This is a genomic window from Pelagibaculum spongiae, assembly GCF_003097315.1.
GTDB classification, from domain to species: Bacteria; Pseudomonadota; Gammaproteobacteria; order Enterobacterales; family Pelagibaculaceae; genus Pelagibaculum; species Pelagibaculum spongiae.
On sequence record NZ_QDDL01000010.1, the window covers coordinates 123,038 to 147,014 of the forward strand.

Genomic DNA, 23,977 nt, shown 5'->3' on the forward strand with positions numbered 1-23,977 from the left:
TTAACTCCGCATTTCGTGGTCTAGTTTGCGTTCCAGATTGCGGCTATATAGCGACATGCCATAACAGAAAATCCAGAATACAAACGCGGCGAACAGATAACCTTCGGTGGCATAACCCAACCACTTTGGATCATTCAGCGCCGCTTGAACAATCGCCAGTAAATCAAATAAACCGATGATCAATACCAAACTGGTATCTTTAAAGAGCTCATTGACGGTATTTACAATGCCTGGAATAACCAGTTTCAAAGCTTGAGGCATAATGACTAACGCCATCATTCTCCAATAACCCAAGCCGAGCGCTTGAGCGGCTTCATACTGCCCTTTGGGTATCGCTTGCAAACCACCACGAACTACTTCAGCAATATAGGCTGACTGGAAAAAAGTAATTCCGATCAATGCTCTTAATAACTTATCCATTTCCACTTCACTGGAAACAAATAACGGAAACATAACCGATGCCATAAACAGCACAGTAATTAATGGAACACCTCGCCAAATCTCAATCATCATCACACTGAAAGTGCGAATTAGTGGCATTTCAGATCGCCGGCCCAAGGCCAATAAAATCCCCAGCGGCAAGGCTGCAACAATACCAACCGATGCTAGGATTAATGTCAGCATTAATCCCCCCCACAAGTGAGTATCAACCGCGGGCAAATCATCTAGCAGTGGAACACCTTCAACACCACCACTTAACAAGAAAAAGCCAATAAATGGGAAGATAGCTAAAAATGTTAATGCGAATAAATGCCGAAAAGGTGTTTTTTCATAAAGCGCACCGATCAATAAAACAATACTGATAGCAAACATCAAGTTTACCCGCCAGCGCTCACCTTCGGGATAAAATCCATAGATAAACTGATCAAGGCGACTCGTCACAAACACCCAACAAGCACCATCACTAGTACAATCTTCTCGACTAGTACCAAACCAATCAGCCGAAAAGAAAGCCCAGTCTAATATCGGCGGTAAAAACCATAATAAAAGGGAAGCAACAACAATAGTTAAAACACTATTGCCTACTGAAGAAAATAAATTTTCTCTTAACCAGAGAACAGCGCCTCTGTTTCCCACCGGTGGTTTTCTTGACATATTATCTCTCCACCAGTGCAACCTTGCGGTTGTACATATTCATTAGAACAGAAACGATTAAACTGGTCGTTAAATACACGCCCATCGTCATAAAAATGATTTCTACCGCCTGACCTGTCTGATTCAGCGTGGTTCCGGCAAATACACTGACCAGATCCGGATAGCCAATAGCAGTTGCCAAAGAAGAGTTTTTAATCAAGTTCATATATTGACTGGAAAGCGGCGGGATAATTACTCGCATTGCTTGAGGAATCACCACCAAACGTAATATTTGCCAGTTATGAAGCCCCAAAGCACTCGCGGCTTCAGTTTGTCCCTTATCAACTGCCTGAATACCCGAACGGACAATTTCAGCAATATAAGTTGCGGTATAAACCGTTAGTGCCAGTGCCAAAGCACCTAATTCAGGAATGATCGTAATACCACCTTGGAAATTAAAACCTTGCAGTTTGGCAATTTCCCAATCAAATGGCATGCCGGTCATAACGAGTGCAATAGCAGGAAGACCAAGCGCTGCAGCAATCCAAACTCGAACGCCAGGTAATTGCTTGCCGGTATCATTTTGAACTTTATTTGCATGTCGCTTATAAAAATAACCAGCAACCAGCCCCACTGCCAAAGCAATCCAAACCCAACCAAAACCCGGATTTTGAATAATTGAAGGCAAATAAAGGCCACGAACATTCAAAAAGAATACTTCGCCCAGAGACATACTTTGTCTTGGCCCAGGAAGCGCTTGCAACACTGCAAAATACCAAAAGAATATTTGTAGTAGCAGCGGAATATTTCGGAATATTTCGATATAGACACTAGCTAGCTTTTGCACTAACCAGTTAGAAGAGAGTCGTGCAATACCTACTAGGAAACCCAATAAGGTCGCACAGATTACGCCAATAAAAGAAACTAAAAGCGTATTCAGCAAACCTACTAAGAAAGTTCTACCAAAGGTATAGGATTCATCAAAAGGAATTAACGTCTGTAGTATTGCAAAACCAGCCTCTTCATTTAAGAAGCGAAAGCCGGTGGTAATACCCCGAGACTCCAGATTGGTAATAGTATTGTCATAAATTGACCAACCAAACCAGACCACAGCAAGAAACAATACAACTTGCCAAATGATCCCCCGGACACGCGCGTCTCGCCACCACTTCATGGCATGCCTCCGTCGAAGATAAATAATGAAAGGATGCTGGCGAGCAAGCCCGCCAGCAAAATGCATTCAAACCGTTATCATTTGATAACTATGCAATTAACGCAGAGGTGGCGCGTATTGAATACCGCCATCACTCCACAAACGGTTTACACCGCGAGAAATTTTCAGTGGGGAGCCTGCACCTACAGTTCTTTCAAATACTTCACCGTAGTTACCAACCTGCTTAACAATTTGATAAGCCCAGTCAGTTTTCAGACCTAATGCAGGAGAAACACCAGCAGCATTCATGAAACGTTTAACTGCAGGGTTTTTGCTGTTTTTCTGGCTTTCAGCATTATTCTTGGTCAAACCCAATTCTTCAGCATTAATCATTGCGAACAATGACCAGCGAGCAATGTTCAACCATTGATCGTCACCTTGACGAACGACTGGCCCTAGAGGTTCTTTAGAAATAATTTCTGGCAGAACTACTGCATTACCCGGACGCTTGAGGCGAATACGCAGTGCATATAATTGTGATTGGTCAGAAGTCAGAACGTCACAACGACCAGATTCGTAACCTTTGACCGTTTGATCAGAAGTATCGAAAGTAATCGCGGTGTACTTCATGTTATTCAAGCGGAAGTAATCAGCCAGATTCAGTTCAGTAGTTGTACCTGCCTGAATACAAACAGAGGCGCCACTTAATTCCAAAGCACTTTTAACACCGAGGTTTTTATTTACCATAAAACCTTGGCCGTCATAGTAGTTAACACCAGCGAAGTTCAAACCCAGCGAAGTATCACGGGTAATTGTCCAAGTCGTGTTGCGCGAAAGAACATCAATCTCGCCACTTTGCAGTGCCGTGAAACGCTCTTTTGCAGTTAGCGGGATAAATTTAACCTTGGTAGCATCACCTAAACTAGCAGCGGCCATGGAACGACAAATATCTACGTCGATACCACTCCAGCGGCCTTTGCTGTCAGGAGAAGAAAAACCGGGAAGACCAGTACTAACACCACAGTTCAGGCTGCCACGCGCCTTAACCTGTTCTAGAGTTGTATCGGCAAAGCTGGTTTGGCTGATTGCCAAAGTTAGTCCAGCAAGCAGCAAGCTTCTGACAGTCATTGAGAAATATCCTTTCTGTTGTTTAGCTCAAAATTGAGTATGGCAACTAAGTACTAGTGCGCAAAAACTCAATAAAGTCTGTTTGTAGTGGTGCTTCCTAGACCACTTGAGCTATAGACTGAAATATTTTTTCTATAGATGCAATCATTAAGCAACAATTATGTTTATTAACGCTACAAATAGCAGGTGTATGGCCTATTACTTCAATCAAACACTTCTAGTGAGTGATTAAATTTTAAACGGCAAATCGCACTCATAAAAAAACCGCTTGAGGCGTTAAATCCTCAAGCGGTTTTAATGACTTAGCTATTGAATAAGAAAATTCAATCAAGCAGCGTTGATTTCAATCTTTGGTGCAGCCGCTAAAAGTTGACGGGTATACGCATGTTGCGGATTGGTCATCAAACTTTCAGTGTTACCTTGCTCAACAATTTCACCGTTTTTCATCACTGCAACCCGATGTGCCAAGTGCGGGATAATCGACAGGTCATGGGTAATGAACAGATAAGAAACGCCCAGCTCATCTTGCAGCTCTCGCAGTAAATCCAGTACTTGCCCACGAATAGACACGTCTAGCGCTGAAGTCGGCTCATCACAAATAATCAACTTTGGATTAACCGACAAAGCTCTGGCAATTGCAATTCGCTGGCGCTGACCACCAGAAAACTCATGCGGGAAACGGTCCAAATGTTCTGGCTCCATTCCGACCCGTTTGAGTAATCTTTGCATGGTTGCTTCGCGTTTTTTACGATCCTTCTCAACATCCAGACTTAACATGCCTTCTTCAATGATTTCACGAATGCTCATTCGCGGATTCATCGACGAGAAGGGGTCTTGGAAGATTACTTGAATGTCTTTTCGATACGGCATAAAAGCATCACGTTCTAAATCGCTAATCTTTTTACCGTTGAATTCAACTGCACCGCGGTAAATTGGATTCAAACGCAAAATTGCCATGCCAGTGGTTGACTTACCTGAGCCAGACTCACCCACCAAGGCTAAAGTCTCTGCCCTACCAATTTCAAAGCTAATGCCGTCAACCGCTTTAGTGTGGCCAACTGTGCGCTGAAAAATTCCTTTCTTTTGCGGGAACCAAACACATAAGTCATCAACTTTTAATACGGTTTCAGGCTTTTCAATGCTGAGGAAGTCATTTCCTTTCGGCAGTGAATTGATTAACCGTTTGCTGTATTCATGGCGAGGATTGGCAAAAAACTCATCTCGAGTTGCCTGCTCCAGAATCTCACCGAATTGCATTACTGCAATTCGATCGGCCATTTCTGCCACCACACCCATATCGTGTGTAATTAACAACACACTTAGATTGCGGGTTTTGCACAGCTTATTTAATAGTTCCAGCACCTGCTTTTGAATGGTTACATCCAATGCAGTAGTAGGTTCATCGGCAACTAATAGCTGTGGCTCACAAGCCAGCGCCATTGCAATCATCACACGTTGCTTTTGACCACCAGAAAGCTGGTGTGGATACCACTTCAAGCGTTCTTTTGGATCAGGAATACCCACTTCTTCCAACAGCTCAACCAAACGAGGCTGTGCTCTAGAACCGCTCAAATCTTGGTGAAGTTTTAATACTTCTCCCAGCTGCTCACCAACCGTTTGCACTGGGTTAAGTGAGGTTTGTGGCTCTTGGAAGATCATGGCGACCTTGGCACCGCGCACCTGATTCATTTCCAATTCAGTCAACTGGAAAAGATCGTCACCATTTAAGCGAATATCACCTTTAGAAATAGTTAAGGCATCTGGCAATAGCCGCATCATCGACATAGATGTTAGCGATTTGCCAGAACCTGACTCACCGACCAAAGCAAAAATTTCGCCCTTGGCAATTTCAAAGTCGATACCTTTAACCAGAGGAATACCGCTGGATTTAATCGACACTTCGAGGTTACGCACCTCTAACACTTTTGGTTCTAGTGGTGTTTGTTTATTGGTCGACATCTCTAGCTCTCTCCTTTGGCTGATCTAGGGTCAAAGGCTTCGCGGACTTCATCCGAGAACAAGTTAGCTGCAAGCACCAGAGTAAACATCATAATAAATGCTGCTGTCACCGACCACCACACAGCAGGGTCACGGGACAATTCAGAACGTGCACCATTAATCATATTGCCCCAGCTCACCATACTTGGGTCGACACCGACGCCAATATAAGCCAGTACTGCCTCTGCCAAAACAAAGGCTGAAAAATCAAGCACTAAGGCAATCAGGATAATATGGGTAATGTTCGGCAAGATGTGCTTACCGATAACCCGCATATGGCTCACGCCAAATGCATGGGCAGCTTGCACATAATCTAGCTGGCTGACTTTTAAGGTTTCAGCACGCAGCAAGCGACATAGAGTCGTCCAGCTGGTCATGCCCAAAATTCCACACAGTGCGAGGAATTTAAAGTCAGCACGTTCCAAGGTTAATTCGAAAAGATCCGGATTATTAGCGATATAAACATCGATTAATAATACCGAAGCTGCAATTAACAGAATGCTTGGAATAGAACTCAAGGTGGTATAAACGTATTGGATCAAATCATCAATCCAGCCCTTGAAGTAACCTGCGCTAATCCCTAAGAAGATCGCAATCGGCAACGTCAGAATAGTCGCCAAGGTACCAATTAAAACACCGGTACGAATTGCTTTAATGCTGGTGTACAACACATCTTGGCCGACTTTATCGGTACCCAAAATATGGTAGTAATTTCCCAACTGAAGCACAACAGCAATAATGCAGCAGATAACCGCCAATGTAATATAAGCGGTTGCCCATGGAATATCGGCTAACTTTTCATCACCCGGTACTTTCGTTTTTCGACGCCAAAAAATATGTCCAGCCACAAGCAACGCTGCAGCAGCTAAACCTTTCAATAAACCAAAAACCAACTTCATTGAAATATCGGCAACTTTTTCTGACTCATCCGCCAGATGGGTACCTGCACTTTGTAACCGTGGATAATCACGGTAAATACGGCCTTGTTCATCTTCCAAATTTTCTTTAGAAAACGAATAGATCGCAAAAGGTGCTGAATAGGTTTTTTCATTCATGGATTTTAAATCATCCAGAGCTACATCTAACAAGCTGTGAACTTCACTGCTATAAGACGTTTCTGTTGATTTTTCCACGTTATCCAATGCATATCTAAAATGCACTGAATCTAACAAGGCGACTGAAACATAAGTGCAGATAATAATAAATGCAGCGATGCCTACTTTTGAGCTGAACACTCTACGCCAGCGCTTTTTAGCTTGTGGGTTTTTGCTAATTTGACGCAAAAACAAGCCAACAGAAGCGACTAGGATAAAAATTAAAATGTCGCTCCAGAGCAATAAAGGTTTGATCATGACAGTCTTACCCTCGGATCGACCAATGTGTATGAAATATCTGTCAGCAATAAACCGATGATATAAAGCACAGAGCCCAGGAATACCATTGAACGTACAATTGCAAAATCCTGAGACTTAATAGCATCAATGGTGTAACCACCTAGCCCTGGAATACCAAAGAAAGATTCCATTAATAGGCTGCCCATAAATAGGCTAGGAATAATCACCACCACACTGGTCAAAATCGGAATCATGCCATTTGGCAACAAGTGTTTGAATAGAACACCGACTTCAGATACACCCTTGGCACGAGCGGTTCTGATGTAATCACGAGTAGATTCTTCAACAAAAATGGTTCGATACAAACGGGTACCAGCACCCATTCCTGCAATCACACCAATAATCACCGGAAGAATTAAAAATCGAACTGCATCTGGTCCGGGGATAAATCCAGAAATAGGCACCAAATGCCACATTTTTCCGAAGAAAAACTGGCCACCGATAATATAGAAAACTGCCGATATCGATAACATTGCGACACATAACGTCATTGCGGCCAGCTCAAATAAACTAGCCCGGAACATGGTCACGATTAATGCAAAACAAATGTTCACCATAATGCCGATGGCAAAAGTGGGAATTTGTAACGCTAAGCTTGGCCACATCCGCTCTCGAATTTCTCCACCAATCGAACGCCCTTCATCTGATTTACCAAAATCAAATGCAATCAATCGAACCGATTTATCAAAGAAAACGGTATCGGTAACTGTTTCTAGGCCACCTTTTTCGCTGTTGATGAATAATGGCTTGTCATAGCCACGTTGCTCTTTCCATGAATTAATTGCTTCTTGGGTGATGTGCTTATCACCCAGTTGAGCGCGCGCCATTTGATCCGGGGTATTGACCACGAAAAACAGCGCAAAAGTAATGATGTTTACACCTAACAAAATCGGAATGGCGTATAACAGTCGACGAATAATATAGGCCAGCATGTTTTTATCCTCCGATCTTACGAGTCTGACGACGCTTAAATGACAGATAACCTGGAATAATTAGCGCAGCTAAAATCAGAAATACCATAACCAGCGGCCAAACAATCGGTTGGTTCCACTGAGACTGCTTTTGTTTTCTTAAATCAACATCAACATTCAGATATTTCAAAGTTGCTTTGGAAATGCCGTGTGGCTTAGCATTTTTTACCCACTGGTTATTTAACACATAAGAGTGCGAGTGGAATGCCGAGGCCCATGGCGTATCGTGGCGCAAGATATTTAACATTTCGTCAATTACTTGCTGGCGCTCAGGGGTGTTTTCCATGGTACGCATTTGCTCAAACAAACGATCATATTTCTCGTTCTTGTAGTTAGACGCGTTAACACCTGCACCGCCACTAGCGACCTGACCTTGCTCACTATGCAATAAGAACAGGAAGTTTTCTGGATCTGGATAATCGGCTAACCAGCCATAACCAAATACCTGAGAATTACCGGTCTTCATTTTATCTTTGAAGCGGTTAAAGTCAGTAATTCGGAAATTCAACTGAATACCTAATTTCTGGAATTGCTTACTCATCCAGTTCAAGCGTGCTTTGGTACTACCGCCAGCGGTCGTATCAAAATTAAGCGACAACGGCTTGCCCGTTTTGTCACTTCGACCATTTGGATAGCCTGCCTCTGCCAACAATTGCTTCGCCGTTTCAATAGATTTTCGCTTGGCTTCGCCATCAACCCAATCAAACACCACTGGGTTAATACCCGCTTCGCCTGATTTATAACCGAAGAATCCTGGAGGCACCGGACTTTGCGAAGTCTCACCACGACCGTTGCGGAAAATGGTGATGTATTCTTCTTCATTCCAAACAATCGCAATGGCTTGGCGCAATTTACGTGCTTGCTCGGTATAACCGCCAACTACCGGATCTAACATATTAAAACCGGTGTAATAAGTAGAAGGTTCCACTGCGCGATTTAATGTAATGCCCTTGGCAATCATTTCATCACTCAGACCAATGCCTTCAATACTGACGTTTACTGCCTGATCAAAACTATCACTGCTGATACCGGAGCGGTCGTAGTAGCCCTGAAGGAATTTAGTCCAGATTGGAATAGCTTCTTTTTCCAAACGGAAAACAATCTGATCGACAAATGGTACGCGTTTGCCAGCGTCTGCTAATAAGCCTTTCTCTTCATCACCTGCTTCACCTTCATCTGGGTAAAACTCATCATGGTAATTCGGATTACGTGACAAAATAATCTGAGAGTTCGGATTATTCTTGCTCATCATGTATGCACCGGTTCCCACAGGCATCCAGTCCAAACTAATGTTTTTCTCTGGCAAACCTGGCTGATGGTAAAAGCGATCAGCTTCTACTGGTACAGGGGCAAAAAAATGAAATGCTAGCCAATATTTAAACTGAGGATACTTTCCTTTCAGCTTAATGGTAAAGGTATGATCATCAATCAGATTTACGCCTTGCATATCTAATTGATCTAAGTCCAACCAATCATTTGGTTGCAAATCTTTACGCAAATCTTTTACTTGTTGGCTGAACTCACTCATACCAACAATGTATTCACTTAGCAGACCACGTAAAGGCGCTAAGCGCTTTGGATCTGCCAGACGTTTAATCTGGTAAATATAATCTTGAGCAACCAACTCTTTAGTCGCAGTTTGAGTGAAATCGTCCAGAGATTTAAACTTGGCTGATTCTTCAATAGACTGGATATCATAGAAAGGCGTGCCGTCTGCATTTTTAGCAAATGCAGCGTGTGGCTGGTACATGATGCCTTTTTTCAGATTAAGCTGATAAACGCTATAAGCAGGTTCCATTACATCTGCTGGCAGGGAATTACCATCGCCATCAAAATATGACACTTTCGGCATTTCTGTCAGGGTTAATGGTTCCAACTCATAAGGCCGCTTCAAATAATGGTATTGAAGTGGTGGCTCATAAATTTGGTCGATAAAAGTCGACTCATCGCTGCTATAAGCGCGAGCTGGGTCCAAGTGCTTGGGCCTGAGGGCAAAGCTTGAATATAAAACTTTTTGGTCCGACTCTGCAGTTGGGTTGGGATTATTCCATGTCCCTTCACCGCATGCGGTCAGTACTAGTAATCCCGCCCCAAGCGCACATAGGTTTGTGCGAAAACTCATAATTTCTGACTGACTCCAATGTGATCAGCAATAACTGGCAAACTCTACCACAAAATTGATACATGTTTGCCATTGACAAGATGTGAATTCGATGAATAGGTGATATTGTGCAAATGTGAGTAATCTATTTATGACTAAAGTAACTATGCGGAAAGAATATGTGATTACACCGAAGTCATATTTATCTCAATACAACAACCTTTGGTGTAAAACTTCTTACTTCTATGCTCATTCTTGCTTTGCAATGCTAGAGGATTTTAAGCGTATATAGCCCTCACCTAGGTTTGATTAGTTTCAAACTACCAAATGAAACGCTCAACACCTTAGAGCTACTTTCCTTCTGATTATATTTTGACTATTAAGCAAAAATATTAAACGCTGCAAGCAGCAGCAAACCCGAAGCAGATAGATTAAATCAGATCAAAGCAACATCAGCCCTAACAACCTTAACGAAGGAGCGCCCTTCTTTATAAGCACACTACTTCAAGCATAAGAAATTTATATCTATTTTATCGTGCCAAAACTACGCATTAAAAAGAATAAACAGTTGAAATAAAGAACTCTGAAGTTTCCTTATCGTACAAAGCAAAAGTCTCGTCAGGTCCAACTTCATTTTTGTAAATTGCACCTTGGTTGCTATAGCCCGTAGAGATCTCAATTTCATCATTAATAACGTAGGAAAGCTCAGCACTAAATCCATAACGAGGTGCTATAAATGACTGATTAAATGGCTTTACGCTACGAATATAAGAGCTGATACCTACAGATAGATCTTCAGTCAATGCGCCAAAAAGGCCTAAGGATTGAGAAATCGTCCATTCAACAAGGCTCGAGCCTGCAGCACCGGTTTTATTTTCATAAAAAGCTCTACTAATTTGCGGTACATAGCTTAGCGACCAATCTTCAATACCAAACTCAGACAATTTAATCGACATTGGTAATTGTGCGCGAAGTGCAAACCAGCGTCGATAATCTTCCGTCGCTGATTCACTGGTTGGTAACTGCAACCTAAAAGTGTAACCCACATGTAAAAGGTCACTAGGCTCTAACCATTTAGAGCGATGATAACCCAACAATAAATCAGTGAAAGTATCTTCACGGCCATTAGTACCACCAGCCACTTCTTGATACAAACCAACAACCGCCGATAAGCTTCGATTGCTTGATAGCTTATACCCCGCAGCTAAATCAACCGATAGAGACTGACTATTTACTGTAGTTCCAGGCCTAAATGCATTACTGGAATAGGTTAGCCCGGTCGAATAAGACCATGGGCTGTCTTTTTTAGCCGCTTCAAGACATTGGTTATAACCTCTCCTCGATTCTGCTTTTAAATCTTCTGAACAATCTATATCCGATAGGTTTTTATTAGTAGTTTCAGATGCAATTGGAGAACTAACCACTTTATTTTTATCTATTTTTTTTGTTTCTTCTGCGCAAGCAAAAGACATAGATACCGCACATAAAACACCAACTATTGGTGTAATAATTTTTCTCATGAACCACCCCTTGATATTTACAACCCGAAAGGGCTACTAGCTAAATGCACCACATCAACTTTTTTAAAACAACGATATTAAATCAAAAATAACGAAGCCTCTTGTAAAACTAGAGACTTCGTCAATTAATGTTTTAGTCGACCGTTACAGGCAACACTGTCAACTGTCGCGCTCGAGATTTAAGCTCTTCACGCAAAGTTGGGTCCGCCAACTGAGACAACCAAGCAAGGTTTTTACCATAAAGAGAGATTTCGACTTCCGAAGTACTTGGTACCGTATTCGGATTTGGACGAGTTTCAATATTCCCCTCTTCATCAACAACATATGCACCTGCATCATCCGTTACTAGTAATTGAGATCTAACATCAGGATTCACATAGGAAGGATTTAGATTCTTTTCCCACTGAGTCAGCGCAACATCCCAGCAAGAAACATTCTCTATTCCATTGTTGTAATAACACTCGGCATCAGATGCAGCTTGCAGTTCTTTTGCCAGCCCCGCCCGGTTTGGCAAGTCATAGAAACGAGCAAGATTATGAGCAACAAATAACTCTAAGAAATCATCTCTGACCTCAACATCACTACCTGCTAAGTTAATCTTGGTCCAGCCACTGCTTACAGATTCACCTACTTCAAGTGGACGGTAGATTTCACCATTACTATCAACAAAGTTTCTGATGGTTTCAAAGAACAAATCTTGGCCACCGTTATCAGACTCATCAAACTTGACCACATCTCCGACTTGGAAAAATTCGGCATTACGAGTTTCCATGGCAACCATCGCACGAGCACGGAACATCAGCTTGGTAATTGCCTTACCTACATCAGCACGGCGCTTAGCAACCTGATAAATGCTATCCCAGTTGGCAGACGCATCTTCCAAAGCTTCGGCATGCTGTCTAATAGTCTGCTCATCGGTGCACAAACCTTTAATTGTCGTATTACCTTTGACTCTTACATCACCCGAGAAAATCGCCGCAAACGAGCCATCTGCATCACTGATTAAATCTTCAGCATCTACTTTGGCCTTAAAGAATTCAAGGTCGTGGGTATTACTATTAAAAGCCTTGGTTTCACGATCACATTTACGGTTAAGAACAGAATCCATTACATCAAGGTCATTCAGGAACGCTGTCAGATTTGATTCAACTTCCGTCAAACCATCACGTTCGATGCCTTCAATAATAGTATTTACTCTGCGCTCGAATACTTTTTCCAATGCAGGCTTTTCATAGATGAAAATACCATTTGCTATATCGATAATTTCACGCGCTAGCAAATTATTTTCTTTGGCATGATAGCGTGAAATTTCACCTATAACTTCTTCACCACCATCAGCTGCATCACGAGTTTCGTAATAATCCATACTGGCAACATCAAAGCCAGACAAGGCATAGTCACTACCCTCATAGACTGAAACAGAGTTAATCCACTGATCTGACAAATACTGATAGGAAGGATCTTGGGTAGCACCATGCAGCGGGAATTGAAGCAAAAGTGACTTAACGACTTCAGTACGTCCTGTTTCATTTAATCCAAAGAAACTTCGAATACCGTAACTGCCAATTGACTCAATCTGATCATTTTCGCTGAAACGATAAGGAGGAACGCCTGCGACCGACTTACCACTCTGATCAGTCCATGGCGCACCATTTTCTACAGGAGAGAACAACACCCATTGACGGAACATAGATTGCATCTGATTACCAACACCAGACCAAATATCTCCAACTTCCTGACGATTTGCATCGAGCTTTTTGATCGCTTGCAAGTCAATCAAAGCACCTTGCGTTTCATATGAAGTTGAATTCAAAGATGTCCTGCGAGCTAAATACTGCATGGCCAACAATTTATCAGGCCAAGTACCTATAGCTTGCAAATCACTAGAGTAATTAAACTCTGGATCTTCGTTATTAAAGCTGTTCAGGTAGCGACCTGTTTCTGCTTTAACAATCATTGGTGTATCAATTTGTAGCTGGCCGGTAGGCAAGCCAATATTCTCAGCATAGAACGCCACTTCAGGATCGAAGCATGACTTAGGTGCGTCCATATCTGGACGCAAAGCTCCTCGACTAATTCCAGAAAGATAAATATCTCTCAAGCGGCGAGTTACAAAAGTTTCAGACTCCGCTGGCAGAGTAACACCACCAATTTGAGTGCCTTCCTCTGCAGTATTGATTACATTGAGGTAGCAATAGTGGTCAGGTTCTTTGATCAGATCAATAAAAAACTCTGCAGCGATATGAGCCGCATCTGAATATTCACGGAATGCTTTACAACCTTCAATTTGAGAGTCAGTTGTTGCACTGCCTCCACAAATCTGCGCATAACGCTCAAGCGCTGGAATATCTTGGCCAATAAAGCCTGCCAATGATTCATAATCTTCGATTACATCACGGATACGCCCAAACTGGTTTAAGCGAAATACAATGTAATTAAACTGATTGATTGTATTGAAACGTCTTCTATCACGACGGAAGTTAAACTGTTCGAACGAATCCTTATACTCCTGGATTCGGAACTGAATAATTTCCTTTATATTGGTGCCTTCATCAAATGCATTACACAGTAGTGAAGTACCAGAGTTTTCATCGGTACAAAAGAAATAACGGGCAAAATCACCAGATTGAATAGTCGCCAGCGTTTCAGCTGAAAGATCTGTTAAATCATTTAACCGATCCGTCCAGATTTCCACCAAAGATTCAGCCTGCTTTAACTGAGCCTCAGTTTGATTAATCAGACCTTCAATTCGAGTTTTATCAGATCCAGAAGCAAGCTTTTTCGCTGCTTCAAAACCAGCAATCTCATTCAGTCGACGCGTAACTTCGCTCTGTGCCTGTGCCAGCCTTTCACGGTACTCTTTGGAGTTTTCAAGGAACTTCAGAATGCCATTATCAAAGCCTTGCGGTACAAAAATTGGATTATCCGCATTGGTACCATCAGCATAAATCTTGTCAAATGGCTTCAAGCTGATATCTGTTCTTTTAGAACCATTATCGATATCAACTTCAAGCTCGCGCGCATAAGCAAACTTCAGAGCGGCTAGATCATACTTACCGTAAATTGGCAGTTCATCGAAAATATTTCGACCATAGTCCATTACTGAGCTATATGCTGGCGGGAACTTAATACCAGCCTGACGAATACCAGCCATTTCGTTCATTTTGTCAATATCATTGCTGGTATAGAAGTTATTGCTATCCACTGATCCCATGAAATTATGGCGCAAGCCAAGATTATGACCAAGCTCATGTACTAATGTTGATTTGTACATTTGTGCAGCAATCGCATCACTAACCTCTTGCTGCTGCTTTTTGCTCAAATCTGCCCAGGCAATTAACTTGCTTTTACTATTTTTATACTTCTCTGGATTTAGACCCTTAATAAAGTCTTTAGATGTAGCAGAAACCCAAACACTATTTGTACTTAGTGCATTGTTTTTCGCCCACACCATCTGCTGATTACGTTCAGCTGCTACTGCCTCTTCAAAACTAGGTAGAGTGCTTACATACTGATCTAGACCAGAGAGTGCTGCAGCTGTCCCAGTGACAAAAGAGCCGATATCTTTAAAGGTATCGTAACGCGCTTGAGCAAGAGGTTGGCCAATACCTGCTTCAGTTTGCGAGTCAGGCGTATCTCCCACGATTTCACCATAAGCCAGTTCAAAACCGACCTTCTTAGGCTCAATATCTTTACCAATTTCACCACGGTTGTATAAGCGAACCATATCATCCCAGACGCGGCGAGAAGCTGTACGTGCCACACCCGAGTACTGATTAACCTGCCCTTTTAAGACCTCACCAGTCATTGGATGACTAACAACAGGTCCAAAACCAAGCAGGCCATTATTTAAAGGCTCGTCAATCAGTTTGATAAAGTTATATCGAATATCGCCCGGGTGTTTACCGGTACCATTAACTAGGTTAATTCTCGGTACGCCAACTTGGGTTACAAGATCATTTATTGCAGCAATTGCATCGTAAGTGGCATCTAAGAAAATCTTATTTTCCGGACGGAAAAAATTTCCACTTAGATGGTAATCAACTTGTGCCTTTTCTGGGTTAAAACGATTCAACAGATAAGCGTATTGCTCATCTCGACCATTTTCACCAGTAATATTTTTATATTTCAGTTCATTTTTGAAGAAACCAAATCGATTATGCTCAGGTGAACCGTAATGAATTGGAGTATAATTTTTACTTTGGAGTTGTTTGACATCTACAAATGAGTAAAAGAACTCAGTCGTAAAAGATAATTCGGTTAATTGATCTTGATAATATGCATCGATAATGCTATCAGCATCAGGGATTTTAAACGTCTTTTTCAATGAGAAATTTAAAACACCATCAGCAACTTCATAGCCTGTACTATTAAAATCTTCGTTAATAGCAGTATTTAATGTGGCCAAACCAAAACTCTGAAAATAAATAGATGCACTATTTACTTCGTAGCTGATAATGTCCTCATACCTAGGAGAAAAGCTTTTCTTTTCTTTCCATGCATTTGCCGGATCATTGTATTCGCTATCAGGCTTGATTTCTTCAGTATTTGTACATTCACCAAACTTATCTTCATAACACTGATAATCAAAGTAATCTCCAGGAATCAGCATCACAGGCTTCAGCTTATCCTTGAGATTCTCAGAATCGTATCGCCCATCAACAATATTTCCGTCATTGTCAAGGCGTGAGTCTGCATCAATTTGTTCGACCAGCAGCCCTTTTTCGACAAAACGGAATTTTACTAGTTTTTCTTCACCGGTAAAAAATGGGTTCTGGCTTTGTGCATATCGTGGAGCCTCACCAGTCGATGGCACATACAAATACACCTTACTGGTATCAAAAGCACTTACTTGTTCTAGTGAAGCGTCTCTATCAACGTTCTCATATTTTGCTTCTTTCTCGAAACAACCACCCAAAATTATGGCTGCGATTGAGAGCAAAACAGAGCTTTTTTTAATAATACTCACATTTACTACCCGTTATAAACCTTTAAAACCACCAAAGCCCCTTGTAACAACAAGAGGCAATTACATTTTTATTCCGTCTTGGCTGCAGGGAGAATTTCATCAAACTTATAGAAATAATCTTTAGAAACCCCACCACGGGTTGCTACCAGATGAATTTTTTGGTCAGAACCTTGTATCAGGAATCGCCCTCGAATATGAGATCCATAATCAACCGGGAAAGATCCACCAGGATGATAATCAAGACCCTTAGCCATCTCCTCACCTACTGAAATATTTAAAACTGGCTTGTCATCTGAACCAGAAGTAAACAAATCGCCAATGGCAACACCCTGACCAAAACCAAACTCTTTATCAGTCATTGGCTGACCAACACGGAACGTACGGTCCTGGTATGCTTTCTGCACTGCTGCTTCAAACTTGGCCTGCTCATCAGCATTAATGCTTATAACAGGTGGTACAATTGGCAGGATTTCCAATAATCCAATCTCAAACCTTGCTCGTGAACCTGAATCGTCATAAACAAAGATTGAAATCTTTTTCTCATAAAGATCACCCCAACCATTCAGATTACCTGAGATGCTCCAATGATCTTCAGAAAGAGTAAGGCCTGGGATGCTATTTTCCTGATCTAGCGCTATACGAAGCTGGCTATCTTCTCCATCAGGATCAGAAAACAAATCCTCAGGGCGTGCTACAGAAATAGTTTTTTGATTACTACCATAACCAACCTTATATTCCGTGGGGAATTCAAAAATAAATTCATCCCCTTCCTTTTTCGGCCAACTAAGGGTATCCACTTGTTGCGTAACTGCACGCGATGCACCCAACTTAAAATCAGGCGTTTGATTAATTTCATTTAAACCAAACTCTATAACGACTGTATCTTCACCGTCAGTGGCAGAAAAATGAATTTTATGACCGTCACCGTCTGCCTGCAAAGCACCAGTTATAGCATTTGTTTCCGAATCATAACCAAGGTCGGGAACCATACTGAGACCTGTGCGGTACTTGATTTTATCGCCATCCGCATCAGTAACGAGGCCTGATGGAATTGGAACATTTATTGCTTCATTTCTGGATAAAATCCGCCCAGTAAATTCTGTTTTAAATTGTTCTAAAACGAATGGATCGATGACTGGAGGATTGTTTTCCGATGTAATTTCTACTAACTCAATTATGTAATTGAATTTTGCTCCAGTTTCATTTTTTACGACTAACTGGATTTTTTTACCAGCACCTTTCTCAGCAATTACTCCAGTAATTTTACCGCCATTAGCAACGGTATAATTATCAGACAGAGTTAAACCATGAACGGTTTGCTCGCCTAAACTAACAGTCAAGGTTTCATAAATTATTTTCTCTGCATTACCTTCTGTAGCTGGAACAACCTCTTTAACCACATGACTACTAAATAACTTTGCAGGTAATGTCAAAGCCAGCGGGCTATTAAGTCTCCAGTGGATCTTGTCACTTTTTAGGTTTTTTTCTAACTCTACGATAGCAGCAGCGCTTGTCGTAATAGGATAATCAATTGCCCCAACCTGGGTTTTAATTGTCGCCAATACTTTTCTTCCTTTGCCTGCTCTAGCTAATAGCGGCACAGAAATTTCACCTTGCTCACTTGGTAGGCCCGACACAACCAAAACTTTGTTTTGATCAATATCGAAGGTCAATCCCTTAATCGAAATAGACTGCTGCTCAGCAGAACCATTCACCAATGCAAAAGTTGCTTGGTCGGTAGAAAAAATTTCAGCCAAATCTATGATTTTATGGTTGTCAAATTCGACATAAGTACCATAAATATCCAGATTCAATGCATCCAATTCAAGATTGGCTTTTTCTACAGCGGATAGATTATAAATCGGTGTAATTAATAGTTGGTCAGAGACTTCCAATCGACCTGCATTCAAGAATATTTCCAAACGAGCAGAAGCCAGTTCAGCATTTGTTTTATCATCAACAACTATTGCTGATTTTTCAAACATTGCGCCTAAAATATCTGCTCGAGTTTGTAGATCACCCGAGTTAAAACCACCAATATCATCGGCAGCTTCCACCAGTCCCCTAGCGATTACATGCAATTGATAACCTTTGTTGAGATCATCCATGATGACTTGAACATTGGCTTCAATTTTAGTAATTGCTTGCTGGTGAACCGTAATCAGTTGTTCTTTTTCTTCTCGCAGAGTTTCTTTTTCTAACCTAGTTACTTCTGTTTGCTTCTTTAAAGTTTCTTTTTCTAACTTGGTTGCTTCTTTTTCTAACTTGGTCGCTTCTTTTTCTGCAATCTCAGTATCTTTTCCACCAATTGCTTTTAATTCAGCAATGTCTTTTATCAGCTTTTCAATTCCAGCATCTAAATCAACAACATCCGCTTCGAGTCCAGAAATATCGTTTGTCAATTGGCCAACTTCACCAATTAAATTGCTAATTTCATTTTGCAATGCCGCAGTTTCAGCTTCTAAATCAGATTTTTCGGCTGCTAAATGATCCAGTTCTGCTTGAATTTCTTGGGTGATCGTATGTTTTAATACATAGTCGCCCATCAAGTCTTTAGCTGTAATCTGCAAGCCACTTTGGTTGAGCTGCTGCAACAAGTGCTGCTTAGAATTATCGATATCTTCCGGTGAAGGAATACCTGATTCAGACCCAACAATAGCCAGGGTCATCACCAAATCAGAGATAGGTGAGATCATCGCATTGCCTGGGACACCTCTTAATTGATAGCCCGTATGTAATGGTGATTCACCATAATCTAAATCTTTTGTTACACCTGCTTCTACTTCAGCAATTAATGACTGATTAATATCAGAAACTGCCAGCTGACCTAACTTATCTGTTTCACCTTCAAAATATTCAGCAGCTGCACACTGACCATTGCCATCCCTGTCAGCACAAACTCGGACGCCTTGCAGATATCCATCGAATACCGTAACTACTGCAGGATTGACTTCCTTCCCAGGTTCATTAATTCCAGAGCTGCTATCCGATGATGCACCTCCTCCACCGCATCCTGCGATTGTTAACGCAATAGCAACAGACAATGCGCTGATTTTAAATCGATTGGTCATATCCATACCCGGAATAGAAAGCTATTAATTAAGTTAAAAATAATAAACGCTAAAAATGACACAAGGCCCTGCAAGCAGGGCCTTAATATTTATAGAGAAAAGTTACTGAGCAGAAATTCCTGGAATAACTATTGCATCACTAGTGATATTCACACCACCGAGGATTGCTGAAACGTAAAAGGTGAACGCTTCTGACACTGCAGTCGGAGTACCACCAATGGTGATTGAGGTCGGAGCCGCAAAATCTAAAGCTATTCCAGCTGGCAAATCGACATGATTACCACTGGCATCAGTCGAATCGAAACTAGTCAAACCTGTCGAATCGACCCATGGCGTATCATCTAGGCTAGTCTCCGCAACTGTCACGCCAACATTCCAAGTCAAGCCATCGATAACAGCTTGAGCATTGGATACAAAATCATCAGCAAACGCTGGTGGGGTAGCCACTGAACCTACCGGAATTTCTTTTTCCAGCGCACCTTCACCATCACTAATTACCAGAATAATTTTCTGGTCAGCAGCAACAGATTCCAAAGCACCTTCCAAGAAGATATCGCCATTACGTGTTTTGATTACCAAGCCAGCCGCTGAACCTTCTTTTAAAGTGATAGAAATTGGTTGAGGGCCATCAATGTCTTTAAATAACTCACCAATCTTTTCTGAAATTTTAACACCAACAATTAATTGGTCAGTGATTCTCTTTTCAAACCGGCTATAAGCCCAAGATTTTGCTGTAGGCACAGAGTTTGGAGTATCAGCAATTTCAGGCAATGAGAATTTGACTTCATTTGTAGCGCCACTATCACTTGTTGCAATAATATGAACAAACTTGCCAGTACCAAACTCTTCAAGCGTACCAGTTACCTGAGCAGGTGATCCGGGAACAAACGGAGGCATAGCGTTTACCTTAGCTTTATACGCCCATCCCTTAACCATCTGATTGCCAGAGGTATATTCAAGATCATCAAACTCATCTACGCCATTAAAAAGTTCATAAGCCAACTCAAACGTATATTTTTGATATTCATTTAACGTGGCAGCCTGAATTTTATTCTTCAGCTCACTCAAAGCCGATTTATTAACAGTTGGACCAGGCAATGCTACAAGCTCAGGTAATTCGAACTCAAACTTGGCTGTTGCCTTTTTACTATCGGTTGCAATCAATTCTATTTTCAGATCTGCACCAGCTTGGGTAACAATTCCTGAAATAGTTGAAGTACCAGCATCAAAGCTTAAACCTTTAACAGTGGCATCAGATAACACAATTGTCAGCTCATCGCCTTCTGGATCAGAGAATAAACCAGTTGGCACTGAAACATTCATCGCCCCCATGTGAGCCCACTCAACAGCGTCCAATGCAGTTGCCAGTGCGCTATCTGCATCAGGGTCAATAGTTGGTGCTTGATTACTTGAAATAATAGTGATTGCTAAGTCAACAGAAGCAACAAACCCTTCGGAAGATTCTGCCTTCAAGACCAAGGTGTATTGACCCTCAGTCACAGGAGTACCAGTCAAGCTCAGTGCATTAGCTGATGTGTTACCTTGGCCAATTACAGCAGTTAAACCACTTTCTGCAGCAAGGCCAGACACAGTAAATGTCAAATTTTCAGTTCCAAACAATGCTGCTAAGTCAGCAACAAGCTCTTCAGAAATTTGTATTGGATTATCAATATCCAGCGATAATCCTGCGGCCTTATCTTTTGCGATCTGAGCAATATCAGCAGCAACTACTGGAGCCACATCCAATTCACCGATAGTTGCCACGCCTTGCTCATCAATCGTTACCATAATACGGGCTTTAGAAAGCTCGTCTGCTGAGCTGCTTTTAACTTTTTCGGCAACGTCAGCTGCAACAGTTCTTAAGATTTCAACTCTTTTCCCGCTGTCAGCTGGAACATTGGCATTCATAGCAACCGATGCTAGCGCTTGAGAAATCTTATAAATGCGCGCGGCTTTATCAGTGTCTAGCACCACATAATTTGCTTTTACATCAGCTTCGGTATAACTAGCAGCACCAGGTGCCAATAGTTCGAGAACTTCCAGCAAAGCTGCTTGTGTAGAAATATTTCCTTGCTGTGCGATGCGCAAAATTAAATCAGTCATAGGACTGATTACTGAACTGCCCTGTTCTGCTTGCATCATTAATGTGCGTGATAAAACTTTATCGCCATTATCACTATCAATAGCGACGCCTTGCTCAGCAACAACAATCAAATTGCCTTGTGGAAAATCTACATTAGAAACTGTCAATCGACCAATGCTATCGGTTGAGCCTTCTAAAAATTCATCATCTGCACAGGCATTATCAGCATTTGTATCGACACAGATTTTTGCATTCTGCAAATAACCATCAATCGCAGTTAAAGTTCTATATGCCAGCTGCGCCGTTAAAGAAACTTTTGCGCCTGATGTATCAGTTGCTTGAATTTCAATACTTGAAACGCTTACATCAGAAACATTACCAGACAAGGTACCTTCGCTATATTGCAAACCAGCTGGTGAAGTTACCGCTATAGTAAGTTCATCTTTATCTGCATCGATAAATAACGATTCTAAATCCAAATTTTCCAGAGAGAAATCTGAATTGAACGTTATCGGGCTGACTTTGGTAGATAATTGCTGGGATGCATTTTCAATTGCTGTTGGCGCTCGGTTTTCAACAACTGGCAACACAACATTCAAAGTTATACTTGCGCCGGATGGGTCGGTAGCAAGCAGTATGATTGTTTGCTGCTGCTTTAAATTAGCAACAGTGCCTGACAGTACGCCATCGTTAAAAGCAACAGTATTGGCCATATCACCTTTTACTGTAACTTCTAGTTTATCACCGTCAGCATCTACAAAAAGCTTGGAGATACCCAAACCACTAATTTGAAAAGCAACACCAGGTTGAATATTTGCTTGTTCCATAGCACTTGCAATAACTGTTTCTGCACCAGTAGCAACAGTTGGAGCTTGATTTACTTTATCGCTAGTAGAATCCGATCCGGCCCCGCAACCTGCCAACGCTAAAGTCAGTGCTACCGTTAACGGCTTTAAGTACAACTTCATATCATTCCCACCCATTTTCTTTGTTGTATCTGCTTTGTATTAAAATTGCTCTTTTGAGCAAACATTCGCAAAATATTTTTAACATTTACCATTTTGATGCAACAAACGTCAATTCGATTGCAAAAAAAACTGACTAAATGCAAGTTTTAACCATACAGAGTGGTTCAACATGTTAAGCATTGACTTACGGCAAGTTTTTGTGCGGGCGCTGAAACATTAAATATTACCGCTATCGCATCATAAAAAAATATTACTTCACAGATAGATACGCTACTTTTTCTTTAAGCCGTTTCAAACATTCACTTAGAGAATAAAATGTATAACGCGACAAAAGCCTCATTTTATATATGTTTTTTACTGCAAAAAGGGCTTAGTAGTGCTAAACAGATAAATTTCAGTTGGTCAAGCCATGAGCAACCCACTCAAAGCATTTACGCATGGATTTAAAACATTTTTTTATTAAAGCTAATAGCTTTGTAGATTCATTTAAAATGCATCTTTTTGTTTGGAAGATATAATAAACAACGACTAACAATTAATTTTCTGAAAATGACTTGCCTATGCAAGCAGTATGAGAAACCTTAATTAATATTCAATCCTCACAAACAACTTCCATGCAAAGGCAAAACACATTTTTAAAAAACTACTTTTTAAATATAAAAAGTGGTCTTAACTACTTTTAGCTATAAGTATTTATAAGTTTTGGCTATCCGTGCCATTCTTAATTAAACTATTTTATTCAAACAAGTAAGCCTTTTTTATTCTTTATTGATAAACCCATTAAAAATTTAGGGTTGCTTTGTGTAGCACAAGCGGTCTATTTGATGCACATAACAAACTCTTTTTTTACTATCGCCTACATCTCGCTGTTCCGCTCAACCAAATCAAGGAATGCTGATGCTGTCACAACACCTAATACCATTACTTCGAAAGGGGGGGTGCAGAGCCAAACAATGCGCTGAGATGTTATTACAACTCCTTCAAATCATTACTGAGTTGGGATTTTCTATTTAGCGCCTGGCGGTAATGTCCTCGTATTTGGAGACGCCATATAGCCATTAACACTTGGATGTTCACTTCTGGGGGTGGGGGAATAATTAATAGTTACAGGTTCTACCGCTTCTCTGGCGAACTCCAATATTCAAGGCCAATCATTAGCTGAACATTGATTTCTTTTATTTTTTACGCACAAATTTTAAACAAAAAAAATCCCAGATCATTGCTGATCTGGGATTTTCTATTTGGCGCTTGGCGGTGACCTACTCTCACATGGGGAAGCCCCACACTACCATCGGCGCTAAGTGGTTTTATTTCTGCTAAATTCGGGAATAGTGGATGGATTCAGGTGGCAGTTTTTTTTAAATGATTTTCCTGCACACTCAAATTTCAAATAAAAAAAATCCCAAATCATTTCTGACTCGGGATTTTCTATTTGGCGCTTGGCGGTGACCTACTCTCACATGGGGAAGCCCCACACTACCATCGGCGCTAAGTGGTTTCACTTCTGAGTTCGGGATGGATTCAGGTGGTTCCCACTCGCTATTGCC

At 41.3% G+C, this 23,977-nt stretch carries 12 protein-coding genes and 1 rRNA gene; 1 reads left to right on the forward strand and 12 read right to left on the reverse strand.

What is annotated here, in order from left to right:
* From DC094_RS18545 to DC094_RS18590, 10 genes are all read right to left on the reverse strand, one after another.
* Positions 1-1,095 (reverse strand): amino acid ABC transporter permease, encoded by a 1,095-nt coding sequence (locus DC094_RS18545; protein WP_116688618.1) that lies wholly within the window; start codon positions 1,093-1,095, stop codon positions 1-3.
* Position 1,096: 1 nt separating this feature from the next.
* The gene (locus tag DC094_RS18550; protein WP_116688619.1) at positions 1,097-2,248 is read right to left on the reverse strand and encodes an amino acid ABC transporter permease; all 1,152 of its coding nucleotides are present in this window, start codon (positions 2,246-2,248) and stop codon (positions 1,097-1,099) included.
* A 96-nt stretch (positions 2,249-2,344) separates the two neighbouring features.
* Positions 2,345-3,355 (reverse strand): amino acid ABC transporter substrate-binding protein, encoded by a 1,011-nt coding sequence (locus tag DC094_RS18555; protein WP_116688620.1) that lies wholly within the window; start codon positions 3,353-3,355, stop codon positions 2,345-2,347.
* A gap of 327 nt (positions 3,356-3,682) precedes the next feature.
* Positions 3,683-5,314 (reverse strand): ABC transporter ATP-binding protein, encoded by a 1,632-nt coding sequence (locus DC094_RS18560; RefSeq protein ID WP_116688621.1) that lies wholly within the window; start codon positions 5,312-5,314, stop codon positions 3,683-3,685.
* Positions 5,315-5,316: 2 nt separating this feature from the next.
* Positions 5,317-6,705 carry an ABC transporter permease gene (locus DC094_RS18565; protein WP_116688622.1) on the reverse strand — a complete coding sequence of 463 codons (1,389 nt, stop codon included), beginning with the start codon at positions 6,703-6,705 and terminating at the stop codon, positions 5,317-5,319.
* Complete coding sequence (locus DC094_RS18570; protein ID WP_116688623.1) at positions 6,702-7,679, reverse strand: ABC transporter permease; 978 nt, start codon at positions 7,677-7,679, stop codon at positions 6,702-6,704. Before DC094_RS18570 ends, DC094_RS18565 begins: the two co-directional genes overlap by 4 nt.
* Positions 7,680-7,683: 4 nt before the next feature.
* A complete protein-coding gene (locus tag DC094_RS18575; protein ID WP_116688624.1) occupies positions 7,684-9,840 on the reverse strand; it encodes an ABC transporter substrate-binding protein in 2,157 nt (718 codons plus the stop codon).
* A 530-nt stretch (positions 9,841-10,370) separates the two neighbouring features.
* A complete protein-coding gene (locus DC094_RS18580) occupies positions 10,371-11,339 on the reverse strand; it encodes a transporter family protein (protein ID WP_116688625.1) in 969 nt (322 codons plus the stop codon).
* Positions 11,340-11,472: 133 nt separating this feature from the next.
* Complete coding sequence (locus DC094_RS18585; protein WP_116688626.1) at positions 11,473-16,308, reverse strand: zinc-dependent metalloprotease; 4,836 nt, start codon at positions 16,306-16,308, stop codon at positions 11,473-11,475.
* A 68-nt stretch (positions 16,309-16,376) separates the two neighbouring features.
* Positions 16,377-18,878, reverse strand: a complete 2,502-nt coding sequence (locus DC094_RS18590; protein WP_133245618.1) for a hypothetical protein — start codon at positions 18,876-18,878, stop codon at positions 16,377-16,379.
* Between the two features lie 307 nt (positions 18,879-19,185).
* Here DC094_RS18590 and DC094_RS21910 point away from each other — a divergent pair, with 307 nt between their 5' ends.
* Positions 19,186-19,407, forward strand: a complete 222-nt coding sequence (locus DC094_RS21910; RefSeq protein WP_133245619.1) for a hypothetical protein — start codon at positions 19,186-19,188, stop codon at positions 19,405-19,407.
* 74 nt (positions 19,408-19,481) lie between these two features.
* Here DC094_RS21910 and DC094_RS18595 read toward each other — a convergent pair whose 3' ends face one another.
* Together DC094_RS18595 and rrf are read right to left on the reverse strand one after the other, a co-directional pair.
* Positions 19,482-22,430: a hypothetical protein gene (locus DC094_RS18595; RefSeq protein ID WP_133245620.1), complete on the reverse strand. Its 2,949-nt coding sequence runs from the start codon at positions 22,428-22,430 to the stop codon at positions 19,482-19,484.
* A 1,437-nt stretch (positions 22,431-23,867) separates the two neighbouring features.
* Positions 23,868-23,977 (reverse strand): 5S ribosomal RNA (gene rrf / locus DC094_RS18600); the annotation flags it as partial.